The organism is Cyclobacterium sp. SYSU L10401, from assembly GCF_010993705.1.
Taxonomy (GTDB): Bacteria; Bacteroidota; Bacteroidia; order Cytophagales; family Cyclobacteriaceae; genus Cyclobacterium.
In genome coordinates, this window is the sequence record NZ_WOFO01000010.1 from 71,827 (window position 1) to 86,849 (window position 15,023).

12 protein-coding genes are annotated in these 15,023 nt (G+C 44.2%); 7 read left to right on the plus strand and 5 right to left on the minus strand.

Annotated features, from left to right (window positions below; translation table 11 throughout):
• Window positions 1–120: 120 nt before the first annotated feature.
• Window positions 121–846, minus strand: coding sequence for a DUF1080 domain-containing protein (locus GL182_RS19705; protein ID WP_240469907.1), 726 nt, complete (start codon window positions 844–846; stop codon window positions 121–123).
• Between the two features lie 102 nt (window positions 847–948).
• Complete coding sequence (locus GL182_RS19710) at window positions 949–2,466, minus strand: DUF4301 family protein (RefSeq protein WP_163381509.1); 1,518 nt, start codon at window positions 2,464–2,466, stop codon at window positions 949–951.
• A 380-nt stretch (window positions 2,467–2,846) separates the two neighbouring features.
• On the opposite strand from GL182_RS19710, the gene GL182_RS19715 reads away from it, so the two are divergent.
• Window positions 2,847–2,996 (plus strand): DUF2256 domain-containing protein, encoded by a 150-nt coding sequence (locus GL182_RS19715; protein WP_163381510.1) that lies wholly within the window; start codon window positions 2,847–2,849, stop codon window positions 2,994–2,996.
• On the opposite strand, the gene GL182_RS19720 is transcribed toward GL182_RS19715, so the two are convergent.
• Entirely contained in the window at window positions 2,957–4,306 is a 1,350-nt protein-coding gene (locus tag GL182_RS19720) for a DUF5723 family protein (RefSeq protein ID WP_163381511.1), read from the minus strand. The genes GL182_RS19715 and GL182_RS19720 overlap by 40 nt on opposite strands.
• A gap of 147 nt (window positions 4,307–4,453) precedes the next feature.
• On the opposite strand from GL182_RS19720, the gene GL182_RS19725 reads away from it, so the two are divergent.
• The 4 genes from GL182_RS19725 to GL182_RS19740 all read left to right on the plus strand — a co-directional run bounded on the left by GL182_RS19725 (window position 4,454) and on the right by GL182_RS19740 (window position 8,620).
• Complete coding sequence (locus GL182_RS19725; RefSeq protein ID WP_163381512.1) at window positions 4,454–5,242, plus strand: hypothetical protein; 789 nt, start codon at window positions 4,454–4,456, stop codon at window positions 5,240–5,242.
• The gene (locus GL182_RS19730) at window positions 5,236–6,243 is read left to right on the plus strand and encodes a S41 family peptidase (RefSeq protein ID WP_163381513.1); all 1,008 of its coding nucleotides are present in this window, start codon (window positions 5,236–5,238) and stop codon (window positions 6,241–6,243) included. Before GL182_RS19725 ends, GL182_RS19730 begins: the two co-directional genes overlap by 7 nt.
• A gap of 342 nt (window positions 6,244–6,585) precedes the next feature.
• Window positions 6,586–7,446, plus strand: a complete 861-nt coding sequence (locus GL182_RS19735) for an arylamine N-acetyltransferase family protein (RefSeq protein WP_163381514.1) — start codon at window positions 6,586–6,588, stop codon at window positions 7,444–7,446.
• Window positions 7,447–7,480: 34 nt separating this feature from the next.
• Window positions 7,481–8,620: a BamA/TamA family outer membrane protein gene (locus GL182_RS19740; RefSeq protein ID WP_240469900.1), complete on the plus strand. Its 1,140-nt coding sequence runs from the start codon at window positions 7,481–7,483 to the stop codon at window positions 8,618–8,620.
• Between the two features lie 58 nt (window positions 8,621–8,678).
• Here the strand turns inward: GL182_RS19740 and GL182_RS19745 are convergent, their stop codons facing one another.
• Window positions 8,679–8,924 carry a hypothetical protein gene (locus GL182_RS19745; RefSeq protein WP_163381515.1) on the minus strand — a complete coding sequence of 82 codons (246 nt, stop codon included), beginning with the start codon at window positions 8,922–8,924 and terminating at the stop codon, window positions 8,679–8,681.
• A gap of 368 nt (window positions 8,925–9,292) precedes the next feature.
• Here GL182_RS19745 and GL182_RS19750 point away from each other — a divergent pair, with 368 nt between their 5' ends.
• Window positions 9,293–11,392 carry a right-handed parallel beta-helix repeat-containing protein gene (locus tag GL182_RS19750; RefSeq protein ID WP_163381516.1) on the plus strand — a complete coding sequence of 700 codons (2,100 nt, stop codon included), beginning with the start codon at window positions 9,293–9,295 and terminating at the stop codon, window positions 11,390–11,392.
• A gap of 336 nt (window positions 11,393–11,728) precedes the next feature.
• Complete coding sequence (locus tag GL182_RS19755) at window positions 11,729–13,057, plus strand: Gfo/Idh/MocA family protein (RefSeq protein ID WP_163381517.1); 1,329 nt, start codon at window positions 11,729–11,731, stop codon at window positions 13,055–13,057.
• Between the two features lie 46 nt (window positions 13,058–13,103).
• Here GL182_RS19755 and GL182_RS19760 read toward each other — a convergent pair whose 3' ends face one another.
• A complete protein-coding gene (locus GL182_RS19760; RefSeq protein ID WP_163381518.1) occupies window positions 13,104–14,249 on the minus strand; it encodes a hypothetical protein in 1,146 nt (381 codons plus the stop codon).
• Window positions 14,250–15,023 lie beyond the last annotated feature (774 nt).

The window sequence follows — 15,023 nt, forward strand, 5'->3', positions numbered from 1 at the left end:
AAAAATACTGCCAATGTCAGGTGATCGCCAAATGCAGACTTTGGAGGGCAGTTAGCTGGACGCCGCAAAAAAGGCTCTGAATCAGGTTTATAATCCTTTCGGGCCCCTGCAGGGAACCGTTTAGAAATCTGTATCCGGATCTTCCAGGTTGAGCCTTTGTATCCAGATGTTCCGAAACAAAACTTCGTGTCCTTCAGCTTGCAGCTTGATTCCACCTGGTCGGTTGGTAATGCCCTTTCCACCATCTCTACCTCCGTCCAGGCCAGAATTGGCTCCTCCCCAAACTTGTTGGATCGAAACATTTTCATGAATTTTTTCTCCATTGAAGTAGATGGTGGTCATGGCTTTTTCAGAAAGTTTTCCGCTGTCGTCAAACCGGGCGGCCCGGAACTGAATATCGTACGCGTTCCATTTTCCCACGCCATTATATACCCGGTATGGGGCTGCTTTTTCATTGATAACAGCAGCCATACCATGGTCTGTACTATCCCCATCCAGAATCTGGATTTCATAGCGGTTTTGCAGGTAGACCCCGCTATTGCCTCCCTCTTCCTTGATCAAAAACTCCACATGAAGTCTGAAGTCTGTAAACTTCTGCTTGGTAACTATATCCGCTGCCCCATATTTTCCGCCGGCTCCCGCAGGGTCATTGGCGCTGACGGCAGTTCCCTTGTCTACGGGGTCCGAGACAATTTCCCATTTTATGGGAAGTTCAGCAGCTAATCTGGGTCCCTCCCAATAGGTCCAGTTTTTATGCAGGGAGCGTTTCTTCCCGTTAAAAAGCATCTCAGCTTCTTTGGGGGCTTCAGCACCTACCCCTGTTTGCGCCAACAACTGAAATGGCATCAAGACTACCAAGAAAATACTGAAGATAAAAGCTACCGGGATTCGCTCGGAAATGGTTTTAGAATGGCTCATGGATGATTATGATTAGTTGGATAGGTTAGTTTATTGGTGGACATCCCTTAACAGGTCATTGATCGTTTTGACCGGATTAAAGGTAATTAAAGGCACTTCTACGAAAATGGAGTTCCAATGGGCCATGGAGCCGTTCCATAATCCCGGCAATTCCTGGGCTTTTAAGTCCCTTCCACTTTTGGATTTTTGGGTGATGAACCCGGTTTTTGGGTCCCTGAATTCCATCAGATTAAAGGCATTTCCTTTGTAATCTTTGATTCCACATACCAAATCAGTGGGATTAAAATGTGTGGAGGACTTGAAAATTTTTGCCTGCGCAGCATTGTCCAGATCAAGCTGGGCCGTTTCGGCAATTTGTAAAGAAAAAGTGCCATCTTCCTCTTTTACCCAAAATGGGCCTCCCCCAGGTTCACCCGTATTTTCCACCATGCCACAAACCCGGATGGGCCGGTTGAGTTTTTTTCGTAAAAAGGAGGCTTTTTCTGAAAGTGTCTTTGAATGGAAGGAAGTAGGGAGTTTACCACCAAGCACATCAGTAAAAACATGGGCAGCCCTTTCAAGGGTGATTTCATCTATGGCCAGATCCATTCCTTTGAGTGCTTTAAAGGTATTTTCCTGTGCATGCAACAGTACCCCACCAATGGCTTTTTTGTAGGTATTTGTGGTTTCCTTGAGGCGGTCCGGTACCACATTGTCTATATTTTTGATAAATACCAGATCGGCATCAATGTCATTGAGGTTTTCCAATAAGGCACCATGTCCAGCCGGTCTGAAAAGGATGGACCCGTCTTCATCAATAAACGGCTTGTTTTCCAAATCCACAGCTATGGTGTCGGTGGATTTTTTTTGTTGGGAAAAGCTGACCTCAAAATTGAAACCGAATTTGCTTTTCATAGCAGGCTTTACTACAGCCACCTTTTCCTCAAATTTCTTTTGGTGTTCCGGAGAAACGGTGAAGTGAAGTCTTACCGTATTGTTTTTTCCAAGGCCGTATTGAGCCCCCTCTACAAAATGTTCTTCTACGGGAGTGCGGCTTCCCTCAGGGTAGTTGTGAAACTTTAACAGCCCTTTGGGTAAATTGCCGTAACCAAGTCCCTTGTCCTCTAAAAGCTGGGTGATAATGCTGGAATATTTTTTGTCTTTTAGCGCCTCCTCCAGACTGCTGCCCTCATTTTTCAGACTTTCATCCAAATCTTCCCTAAAGGCAAATGATTGGATCTCAGAAATGAATTTTTTTACAAAATCATCCTTCTCCAGTGAAGGGTTCTCTTGCTCCAGAAAAGCAAACAGGTTTTTAAACATTCTGCTGGCAGCGCCACTTGCAGGTACAAACTTCACAATTACCTGGTCTCCGGATTTTGCCGAGTAATCAGCCAGTGCTTTTTGCAGTCGCTCTTCATCCAGGACCAGAATACCATCTCCTATTTGAGCTGCTTTTTGAATATCCAGAAAGGGGAAACCCGATTCGAAATGATGAATTTGCTCTTCCACTACTTCCAGGGGCATGCCCTGCTTTTCGATTTGTTGCTTCTGTTCTTTGGTTAACATGGATTGAAAAATGAATGGTTTAATAATACTTTCCAATATAACAAATCCATCCGTCAAAGGCCCCATATTTTCAGGGAAAATCTCCCGCTGGATGATTTCCGGGGCCTGGGGAATTGGCTATTTTGTTCTGAAACACCGGTTTAGAAGAGGTATTTGGAAATTTAGCTCAAACAATTTGTCGGGATTGAACTTTAACCTGGATAATGTATTAGGTTTCGCTATGAATGCTGTCAGCTTACTTCAAAATGAAGCCAAAGAATCATGATGAAATCGAGCATGTCGCTAGCGACACACGGAGAGATGACTATCAACCATGCGAGATTCTCCCGATTAAGGATCGGGACAGGCTATGTGGCCATTAAAGAACAAATTATAGACACATGAAAAAACAAAAGTTACATAAGTTCTGCCCGGTATGTGGTCGCCCATTTACCTGGAGGAAAAAATGGAAAAAGGACTGGGAACATGTAAAATATTGCTCCAAAAAATGTCAGTCATTGCGCCCAAAACCCCAGGACAAACCTGCATGAAAATCTGCCCGGTTGCTGTCAGCAAGTAATCCGGTGACCAGGGAGTGACTGCCCATAAAAAAACCACCATACTGCACTCCAAAGCCCCCCGTCAGGCCTGCAATCTGATGTTGCATCCAGGGAGAATATATCTCCAGTTTACCCAATACCAATCTTGGGGTCAATACGAGCAGGTCAGGTCCACTTAATTGTTGATTTCTATTTTCATCCACTATCCGTTTTTGGGCATATAGAGAGACTTGAAATTTTGGGACAGGACTGAATTCAACATAAGCAGACAGTAATTGGGGTAATTTGATTTTGGTTTGGGATGATTGCCTGTCAATGGTAAAATACCCACTATCTATCAACTGTTGTTCAATATCTTCCAGATCTCCCTGCAGGTTATCAATCCGAAAGAATTCATTTTGGGGTATGTTCATGGCATAACTTCGGTTGATTTGATCCTGAGCGGCTGTCATGCTTCCCATATTTTTTAGGGATAGTCCTGAATTCAGAAAAGTTCTACCAAAAGTCCGTAGTTGATAACTTACACCCAAATCCATGGCAAATCCATTCGGAGTGAGACCCTGCCATAAGTTCTGATCAAATGCCGAACCACTGTTGCTGTCCCAACGCTCGTCATAAGACAAGTTCAATGCGCCCCTTGCGTCGGTCAGACTGATTTGCTCCGAGTCGCTTACCAGGGTGGCCTGAATTTCATCCAGACCCAGGTTGGCATAGGTCCCGGGAAACAATACTTTAAAATGACCACCCAGCGATAAAGCATGAAGGTCATTGTCAATCAGACTGGTCCCGACCATCAACCCCAACTCCATCCATCCAATGGCATTGATGCGCTGGTTATAGGGTAAATTGAGTTCCGTTTGGCTGTTACCTCCGGAAATACTTTCATTGATGATCGCATCGCCCAAATTGGGATTGAAATCTATGATATCTGCCTTGCCCTTTACCTGGGAGGTAAAACCGAAAGACCAGCGATCCACGCGAATGCCTACAGAAGGACCCATGACTGAGAAATCAGTCCTGAGGTTAACCGGCTCTGAGATGTTTTGAAAGATGGTTTCAAACTGGTCCGGATCTGACAAAATATCCTGGTAGGATAAAATGTTGTTGCTTAAAGCTGCATCTGCCGAAAAAAAGGTGACTTCCACTTTTTTGGTAAGGTGATTCAACTCTGCCGGATTCATCCATGCGTTGACCAAACCTTTTCTCTGGCTGTTTTGAATTCCGAAATAACCCTGCTGACCAAGACTTAAAAAGGGAGAAAATAGGATCAGGGAAAAACAAATAAGTGCTGTTTTTTTCATTTTTTGTCTGATTTCTAAAAACGTTTAATCGATAAAAAATTTTTTTAAAATTAATTAATTTATGGCATTTAATGATAAGGGTTGGGTAAAAAATAACGTAATTTGAATTACCTGTTAGCATATGTATTTTTGAATGAGTTTGTAATAATGTTGATCAAAATTGTATTCCTTTTTAAGGTTGGCTTGTTTAGTTGTCTGATTGCTTTTCAGGCCTATTCACAATCCTCGGGTGCCCTGCACCTATCCACAGGTATACAGGATTTTACTACCAGGGACCAGGGCTTTTCATCCATGAATTATGGCGGTATCAGAACTGCCAGCAAAGCCATTTTCCAGTTGAACAAAGCCCATAAAACCGAATTGTTTCAATTTGAATTTGCCTATGGAAATTTAAAAAACCGCATTGGCAATTCCCTGAACGGGATGAGTATTGGTTTATTGAACCATACTTTTTATCACCGCAACAAGCCCCTTGAAAGAAAACTTCATTGGGGCTGGTCCAACCAGAATGTCTTCCATATCCGAAGCCATAATGGTTTTTCCAATTATAGTTTACGTTATGATTACCTGACCGCCTTTGGTCCATCTGCCCGTTATTTGTGGCCATTTCAATGGGAGGAACAGCGGTTTGAATGGGAAACCATTGCCCATCTTCAGGTTTTGGGATTTCAGATCAAATCCGGGTACATTGGAGCTGACCCGGAGGGTTTTTCAGAAGAAAATGCTGCTACAGGTAATTTCTTGAAAAGCATGAAGCCTTTTATTATAGGCCGGGACTGGAGCATGGGTCTGAATTCGTCTCTCTATTGGAGCTTACCCTCCGAAAACAGCCTGGGATTGAGGTATGGTCTCAGCATGATGGCCTTAAATGAGGGGCAACCCGTTTCACGGTTTGGCAGTGCTTTGGAATTGGTATTAAAGGTGAAATTATGGTAAAGCCTATCTGGATTTTTTCGATTTTGGTAATTTTTTGTTGTTCCTGTGAACAGTGGGTGATGCCCAAAGATCCGGGCACTGATCCGGTGGAAGTATTTGATCAGCTATGGGAAGATGTGTATGAGCGGTACTCCTTCTTCGACCATAAGAACCTGGACTGGGAGCAGGTCAGGGCGCAGTACAGGCCCGAGGTAGAAGATGAGATGGGCCAGCTAGAATTGTATGAGCTGTTGGCTGATATGTTGTTTGAACTTAGAGATGGGCATGTCAACCTGAGTACGGGATTTAACCGGAGCAGAAACTGGGAGTGGTACCAGGAGTTTCCTGTCAATTATGATGAAAACCTGATAGAGGAAGTTTATCTGGGACGTGATTACTGGATCAGTGGTCCCTTATCACATCAAATGATTGGAGATATTTTATATGTGAATTACCGGTCATTTGCCCAAACCATTTCAACTGCGAATCTGCAAGTGGTTTTGGAGAGAGCGAGGAGGAGTCGGGGCCTGATCATAGATGTGAGGAATAACGGCGGGGGGAATCTGAGCAATGCATCTCTTCTGGCATCTGCTTTCGCATCGGAGGAAACAGTGTATGCCAGACAAAGGATAAAGTCAGGTCCTGGAACCAATGATTTTGGTCCATGGAGAGACATGAAGATCAGCCCATGGGAAGAAGGAACCTTTTCGGGACCGGTAATCGTACTGACAAACCGCAGGTCCTACAGTGCCACGACCTTTTTTGCACAGATGATGAAGGTGCTGCCCAATGCCATCACCCTGGGAGACCAAACAGGTGGGGGGGGAGGCACCCCTGTTTTCGGAGAATTGACCAATGGCTGGACCTATCGGTTTTCGGCAACCCAGACCGTGGATCTGGAGGAACGCCAATTGGAGGATGGGGTTTTGACTGATCTGAGGGTAGACCTTTCAGAACTGGCAGTTAGGAGGGGAGAAGACAATATGATATCTGCAGCCATAGCAGTGATTCGCCAACAGTAGTTGTCATTTAGCCAGGATTGTTTTTGAAGGGTGAGTGATTTTATTAGCAGCCTGTAAGGGGTCAGGTACCTTTACCGCTTTTGTTATAATTTTGTGGTATTTAGGATGACAAACCTGACCAGGGAAAAAGGGCACAAATGTTTTTTAAATGACAGTTAAGGGTTTCCAGGCCTAATGGTAGAAGCGGGAAATATTTGAAATTTTGCTTGCTGCTCAATCTGGAAAAAATAACAAGTTTGCGTATCTTGTACCCAATTGCAAATCAGAGCGGTTTTCGGATCTGTTGGTTCATTTTAATGATTTGAAAACCTTATTTTTATTTGAAAAATTAAAGGAAAAAGGATGTTTGCGAATCAAGTTGACCTGTCACTTTTTGAGGAATCTTTGGATGATAAAACACTTCAGGCCTATTTTAACAGGGTGGGCTATTCCGGAGAAAAGGAAGCTACCTTTGCTTCTTTGGAATTGCTACATTACCTGCATCCTCAGGCGATACCCTTTGAAAACCTGAACCCGTTCTTAGGTATTCCTGTCCGGCTACAGTTGCCTGATCTGGTAAAAAAAATGGTTTTGGAGGGCAGGGGAGGTTATTGTTTTGAACAGAATATTTTGTTTGGACATGTGCTAAAGACCATGGGGTTTCTGGTAAAGGGGCTTTCTGCCAGGGTTTTCTGGGAGGTGCCGGAAGGCGAGGTAAAACCCAGAGACCACATGTTGTTGCTGGTACAGGTGGAAGGGAGGAAGTACATTTCAGATGTGGGTTTTGGTGGTTCTTCTTTTACCGCCCCTTTGTCATTGGATAAGATGGAGGAACAAGTTACGCCCCATGAAAAATACCGGATCAATAAAGTAGATGAGTTTTACTATTTGGAAATAATGGTTCGTGAGGAATGGAGACTTTTGTACCGCTTCAGCCTGGAGTCCCAGTTACTACCTGATTATGAAGTGGTCAACTGGTACCTCTGCCAGCATCCCGATTCCATGTTTGTGTCTTCGATGATGGCTGCCCGCTGCATGCCATGGGGGCGGTACACCTTGCTTAATAACAGGTTTACCACACACCGAAAAAATGAGGAGAGCACAAAGCAAACCTTAACTGACATCAGGGAGTATAAAGCATTGTTGGAAGAGATTTTTCTGATCCAGCTGCCACCTCACGAAGAGATGACGGAAAAGTTTAAAAAAGTGCTGGCCGAAGCCTGATCATTCCGCATTATTTTTATTGAACCTACTATTTATGAAATATTATATCCGGATTTTGTGTTGTTTGCTGTTGGTGCAATTTGCCGGAGAAGAGGCAAATTCGCAGGGTTTTGTCAAGCGGTACCTCAATTCCATTATCAACGACACCAGTGATATTTCAAAGCCCCAATTCCTGATGTACCCAACCCTGGCCTATGCACCTGAAACCAGCTGGGAAATCGGTTTCAGTACACTGTATGTATATTATGCCAATAGAGATACAACAAACCGGTTGAGTGAGATCAATGGTTTTACGTTTTTTACTTTGGAAAATCAATATGGATTATGGTTTGATCATGCGAACTATTCTCCGGGAGACCAATGGTTTTTCCTGGGACGCATAAGGCTTCAAAGTTTTCCTTTACTGTATTATGGCATTGGGAATGCTGCCCCGGCTGATTACCTGGCAAGGGTAGATGCCAACCAGATCTTGATTAAAGAAAGGGTATTGAGAAAAATCAGGGGCAATCTATTTTTTGGATTGGAAATGGACTGGCAAAGACTCAGTGAGGTGGTGTTTTTACCTGCAGAATCAAACCCCTCTTACGAACTACCTCCCGGTTATCAGGGAAGTTCAAATCTGGGTCTTGGTCTGGGAGTGGTATATGATGACCGGCACAATGTGTTGAACGTAAGGGATGGGTTGTTTTCCGAATTGGCATGGATGAGGTACAATCCTTTTTGGAATAGTGCTTTTAACTTCAGTACCATACTCTCCGACACCCGCTATTACCGGCCGGTGGGAGAAAACAATGTCCTGGCCACCCAGCTTTTTGGCCAGTTCAATTCCGGAACTGTCCCCTTTAACCAATTGTCCCTGATGGGAGGTGAAAGTTTGATGCGGGGCTATTATACGGGAAGGTATCGGGGGCAGAATCAATTGGCAGGACAAGTGGAAATGCGGTTTTTACCCTTCCCCCTGGGTTTTACTGACAGGCTGGGAGGAGCAGTTTTTGCGGGCGCAGGGCAGGTGTTTTCCAGATGGCGGGATTTTGATTGGACGGATACCGTCTGGTCCGCAGGAGGGGGGATACGGTTTTTAATTTTTCCCAAAAAGGACATTTATACCCGGCTTGATGTGGCCTTTACCCGGGAAGGTTCCGGCTTTTATTTTTTTATTGGAGAAGCATTTTAAGCCAGATCATCCGTTCAAAAGTCCTGCTATTTCAAATCATTAATGAAGCCACTTTCCTTCAATTTTTGCTAATCAAATGATAATCAAGCCTGTAATCGATCAGAGGATTCCTCAGCTCGCTTTTTTTTTTGATGTCTTCAGGCATCTGTCCCACCTTCCAGTTTGCCGGTTTTCGGTATTTACCTTCTTTTTTAAATTCTTCAAAGGTTTCAGGATCATCTTTAGCTGATCTTATGGCCTTAATGATATAAAGAAGTCCTAAACTGATGCCTACCGCCACAAATAAAAAGGTGTAAGTTTCCATGATCTGATAATTTTAAAAAAAAGGCTTTTGCCAATAAATTTAGTTTTATACTTGTTCTTAATCCTTTCTTCGAATCAGAAGGAATTAATTATAAATCAAAATTAATAAAACTTTATTACATATTTTAATAAAAATTAGTTGTTTTTTTGATTAATTTTTTGTAAATATAAAATAGTATTTTGTTGTATTATTTTTGTATTTCGTGATCCTTGGCGTAAAAATGGCTTAGTGAGGTACCCTTAAACCTGAAAAATCCCGCATTATGATATTTTTTTTGACATTTTTTATCCATCAATTTCCCTTAAAATATTTGGGTGTAGGGAGTAATATCAATAGATTTATTTTATTGAATTCTGAAATACAACCATATGCCTGTTATCCGTTTGATCCTTCTTGTTGTTTTCGTTTTATCAATTGTATTTCCCGTTTGGGCCATAGACATCCATGTGTCACCGACAGGGGATGATGCCGCTGCAGGAAGCCCAAAAGAGCCATTAAAGTCTATGGCAGGAGCACAGCATTATATCAGGAAATTGAAAACAAGTGGTATGTTTTCTGAGGACATAAGGGTAATTTTCCATCAGGGAGATTATTACCTCTCTTCACCGGTATATTTTGGGATAGAAGACGGAGGAACAGCCGCCTTGTCTGTTACCTATCAGGCTGCAGCTGGCGAAAAGGTGAATTTCATTGGTGCAGAAATGATCTCCGGATTTGAGGCTAATGAAAATGGCATGTACCAGACCCAGGTTAAGGGAAGCCAGTTTGAACAGCTTTATGTAAATGGAAAACGGGCCGTCAGGGCTCGGACCCCGGATCAGGGAAAGTTCTTTGATGTGGTGGATGTAGAGGAAACGATTTTTGAAGGTGCGGAAGAACGGGTGCCGACTTTTGCCATGCAGGAGGTATTTGTGAATCCTATGGATGCCCAGTCATTGAATCTATCCGAAAATTTGCAGGAAGAAGATGTTCTAGCGGTTTTTTACCACAAATGGGACAATACCAGAAAATTCATTCAACATTATAATGCCGAGACAAACAGCTTTTATTTTTCTGGAGGGGGCATGAAACCCTGGAACCCAATCAACGAATCTTCCCGGTTTTATGTTGAAAACCTGAAATCCGGCTTGGATGCCCCAGGGGAGTGGTACCTGGATACTGATGGTACCTTATATTATATTCCCAGGGAGGGAGAAGATATGGAAAAGGCATTGGTTTATGCACCAGTAACAGAGAGATTATTGGTTATTCAAGGGGAGTCAGCTGAGCATAAGGTGGAGAACCTCCATTTTAAAAACCTTAACTTTCTATATGGCGGTTACCAAACCCCCAGGTCCGGAAATGAGCCTGCGCAGGCGGCAGCTCCTATCCCGGCATTGATCATGGTAGATTGGGCTGATGGGATTTCTATCGAAGGGTGTGAAATTGCCCATACCGGTGTGGGAGGCATCTGGTTTAGAAACGGTGTAAGCAATGGTATTATCAGGAAAAATTATATCCATGACCTGGGTGCCGGAGGTGTAAAAATCGGACCATTTGCCGCTGGTACTTCCCCGTCTTTGGAAGATCGGGTTTCCGGTTTCAATCTGGTAGAAAACAACATCATCAGAAACGGCGGTTGGGTTTTTCCCTGTGCGGTAGGAGCCATGATTTTTCATGCGCATGACAATAGTCTGGTACACAATGAAATTGCTGATTTCAGATACTCGGGAGTATCTGTAGGCTGGGTCTGGGGTTATTCCCATAGTTTTGCGAAAAGAAATACCGTCAAATACAATCATATCCATCACCTGGGCTGGGGGGATTTAAGCGATATGGGTGGGGTATATACACTGGGGCCCTCAGAAGGGACGGTGGTAAGTCACAATCACATACACCATATCTATTCCATGACTTACGGAGGTTGGGGGTTGTATACGGATGAAGGTTCGACAGGGATAGTTATGGAAAATAACCTGGTTTATGCCTGTAAAAATGCAGGCTTCCATCAGCATTATGGAAAAGAAAACGTCATCAATAACAACATTCTGGCTTACAACAGGATCTCCCAATTGCAGGCCACCAGGGTAGAGGACCACCTTTCATTTACTTTCTCCAACAATATCGTATTGTATGACCGAGGCAGCCTCCTGAGTAGCAATTGGGAAAATATCCGACTTGAGTCTGACCACAACCTGTATTGGGATGAACGTGGAGGAGTTCCGGATTTTGGCAGCCTGGACTGGGAGGCCTGGCAAAAGAAAGGGCATGACAAACACAGTGTGAACAGGGCACCGGGATTTACGGATCCCAAAAATTTTGATTTTACCTTTAAGGACGAAACAACCGTGAATGATATCCGCTTTGAGCCATTTGATTACAAAAAAGCAGGAGTATATGGTGATCCCGCCTGGGTAAAACTCGCCGGCTTTGATCCGGACCGGGCCAGGAAGTTTGATGCGTTGGTGGTTCGCCTTTCTTCTCCTTAAAACCTGATTTTCAATTTTCCCCTGTGTGCATCTCAGTAAAATTTTGTTAATTTAAGGGGTCTAGTCAAAGACGGATCCTGATTTCAACCTATTCAATCTAAAAATGTATTTTGATCAATATTTCTGCAACATTTTATTTTTTCGTAGGTTTCCTTTCGGGGTTATGATCCTGAAGACCAGGCAGGCTGAGCCTTCTGTGCAACCGGGATACCAGTTAAGTTTTTACCCTACCATTAAAACCTGGAGACCCTACCCACAGTGTAAAAAGTTTATATTTGAGTTGGGTTTAATTTCAAACCATGCATATTTAGCAAACAATCAATAAACCTGTAAACGATGAATAAGGAAAAAAAGAGCTTGCTATCCCGTAGAAAATTTATGGGCACCGGCCTGCTGGGTGCAGCAGGAGTAGGTGTATTGCCCCATGTGAGCCTGGGCAAAGAAAGTCCAGCTAAAAAAATGAAAGCTGAAACTTTTCGTTTGGGCTTTATTGGACTGGGAAGACAAGGCAATGGACTGTTAAACAGTTTTATATCTCTTCCAGATGTGGAAGTGGTAGCAGGATGTGATGTATATGCGGCCAAAAGGCAGCGGTTTCTCAATAAAACGGAATCCTATTACAAGGAGAACAAGCGGGAAGTAAAAGTGGATGTTTATGAAAATTACCACGACCTATTGTCCAGGAAGGATGTAGATGCCTTGGTCATTGCCACGCCGGATCACTGGCATGCCCTGATGGCCATAGATGCCTGCAAGGCAGGGAAGGATATTTACCTGGAAAAGCCACTCACCTTTACCATCAAAGAAGGGCAGGAATTGGTCAGGGCTGTCCGGGAAAATAACATCGTTTTGGCTACGGGGAGCATGCAGCGCTCCTATGCCAATTTCCAACAGGCGGTAAGGATGGTTCAAAAGGGAAGAATCGGTCAGGTAACCAAGGTTTATGCCTGTGTAGGAGGGCCTCCCAAGCCATTTGACTTGCCGAAAGAAGAGCTGCCTGAAGGTTTGAACTGGGACCTGTGGATGGGCCCCTTGAATGCTCCCATTCATTTTAATAATGAGCTCAATCCACCCATATCCCTCAATCCTCCGGAAAATGAAAAAATCTGGGGAGGCTGGCGCTGGTACAAGGAAACCGGTGGGGGCCTGACAACTGATTGGGGAGCCCATATGTTTGACATCGCCCAATGGGCGATTGGCATGGACCGTAGCGGGCCTGTAGAAATTATTCCGGCTGGTTATCAGGATACGGCATACCTTACTTTTAAATATGACAATGGCGTGACCGTAACCGAACAACCCTTTGATGAAAAGGAAAGCCGGGGATGTAAGTTTTTTGGAAAAGACGGTTGGATAGAAGTATCCCGTTCCCACTACGAAGCGTCAGACCCTTCCCTTTACCAGGTCCTGGATGAGGGAGAAAGTCTGCAGGGAGGTGGAGGCAGGGCCCATCACATCGACTTTATTGAATCTATCCGGAGGAGAAAGGACCCTATTGCCCCGGTAGAGATTGGTCACAGCACCTGTGTGACCTGTAACCTTGGCAATATTGCCTATGAACTGGGCAGACCACTTAAGTGGAATCCGGTTCTGGAGCAGTTTGAAAATGATCCGGAGGCAGAGAAGCACTTGCACAGGGCTTACAGGCCAGGGTATCGCCTTTAAACAGTAGAGAAATACAAACCAAAGGAGGGAGAAGCGATAGAGGGCTTTATACTTCTGGTTCCCATCTCAATCGACACATTTGGGTACCCAATGACGGATTGTGGTTAGAGGAGAGGAATTCCTTCCCATCGACTTGGTAAATTTCCGGAGCCGCACAAGGAATTTGTCCCAGATACTTTTGCGATGCTGTTTCATCCTCCCTGCCGAAATCCAGGGGATCTTCACTGCGGAAAACATGGGTGATGGCTTGGGTATAATTCTGGGTCCTGAAAAGGTAGAAATAACCTTCTCTGTAAACCACATGGGGACATTCGATTTCCCACCAGTTGCTGCCGTACTGGTGTGCCCGATGCACCAGTTGGTAGTTGGACCAATGAAGCAGGTCCCGGGAAATGCGAACGAACATCCCTCCCTTTTCCGGATCCCCGTCCTCCAGACCGGTATAATACAGGTGCCAAAGGCCGTCTATCTTAATCAGGCAGGGATCCCTCGCTTCTCCCGGACCGGTAAATGCCCGGCTCAGCCCGTCATCAAAGGCATGCCTGCTCCAGTTTAGCCCGTCGGGGGAGGTCATGATGCAAATCTGACATTCGGTGTCAAAGCTTTCGCTTCGGGTTTTTCCCTGGACTGGAACCCCTTCCCTGTTTCTTCCGGTGCTGTGCCCCCCGTAAAACATATAGTACAGCCCGTTTTCTTTCACGAAAAATGGGGATTGGATCCACTCCTCGTTTCCCCATCCGTTAATGCTTTCTCCAAAGGCCTCGTTTGCCCGGATAAATTCGCCGGTGTCTTCCCAGGGACTGTCGGTAAGATTTTTGGCTTTCCAATGGTACAGGATTCTTCCCCAACCGGTATGGCGCACACAGCCCCAGAGGTGCCAATGCCCGTCCTTGGCCTGAAAGAGATGGTGATCCACAGATTCGTAGTTTAGGAGGTCTCCGTTATCACCCATTTTGACAGGGATTGTATGGCTTCCCTGTGCCGGGGGAGGACCAATCAACCACCAGTCTTCGTCCAGTACCGGGCGGAGTTTGGTTTTGTTAAGGGTCGTGCCGTTCGTTTCAGTTGCTAACCGAAGCAAACTGCCTCCGCTCAGCATACCGAGCGCTCCGCAATAGAGACTGCTTTTCAGGAAGCTCCTGCGGTTGGAGGGATTTGGTTTGGGGAGGATGGGTTGATGTTTTTTTTTCACGGAAATTGAAAAGGTTACCTAAATGCTGATTACTTGCCCTTTTACAGGGGATACGCATGGCTATTGAGAACCAATTTACAACATGTATTTGTGTTTTCCTTTTCAGTAATGAAAGCTTTTTTATGGAGTTACCTTACAGGTGATCTTGAATCAGTTGGTATGCTTTCGAAGGGTTGAGGGATGGAGCTGGGTAAATCGCTCCGAATCGGATTGGAAAATCTGTACATAAAAATCCCCCTTTCTCTTATGGTTTAAGCAAGGGATTATCGGACGGAAATCCCCGCTGGGTGGAGCATCCACGACACCCTTCTATTTTGAGAGCATATTTGGGCGACGCAATCGTCAAAAGGCCATTTGGAATGGCCAGAAACAAACCTTGGTCGGGCTGGTTTCGGAGGATTTTTTTGTAAGAGCTTATCGGAAATGGTAAATGAAATAATCTTCCTAGCGATTTACTTTAAATAATTGTCAAGAAAAAAATTTTTAATTAATTAACTATTAAATTTCAATATTCATTTGAATAAATCACTATTTTTTTCAAAATTTAATAGTTGATTTAACAGTGTGTAAAAAAGTTTTATGAAGGGTGGTTTTCGCTGATATGGAACTTGAAACAGCATTTGTTTCAGTACCTATAGGTACCATAAAACTTTTTTTAGAGAAATAGAGATTTACACCCCAAAACAGGCAAGCAAAACCAACTGCCGTGTTGCAAGGACCGAAGGCATTGACCCAAATCAAAACCTGGCTTTGTTCTAGAATATTACCCTATTA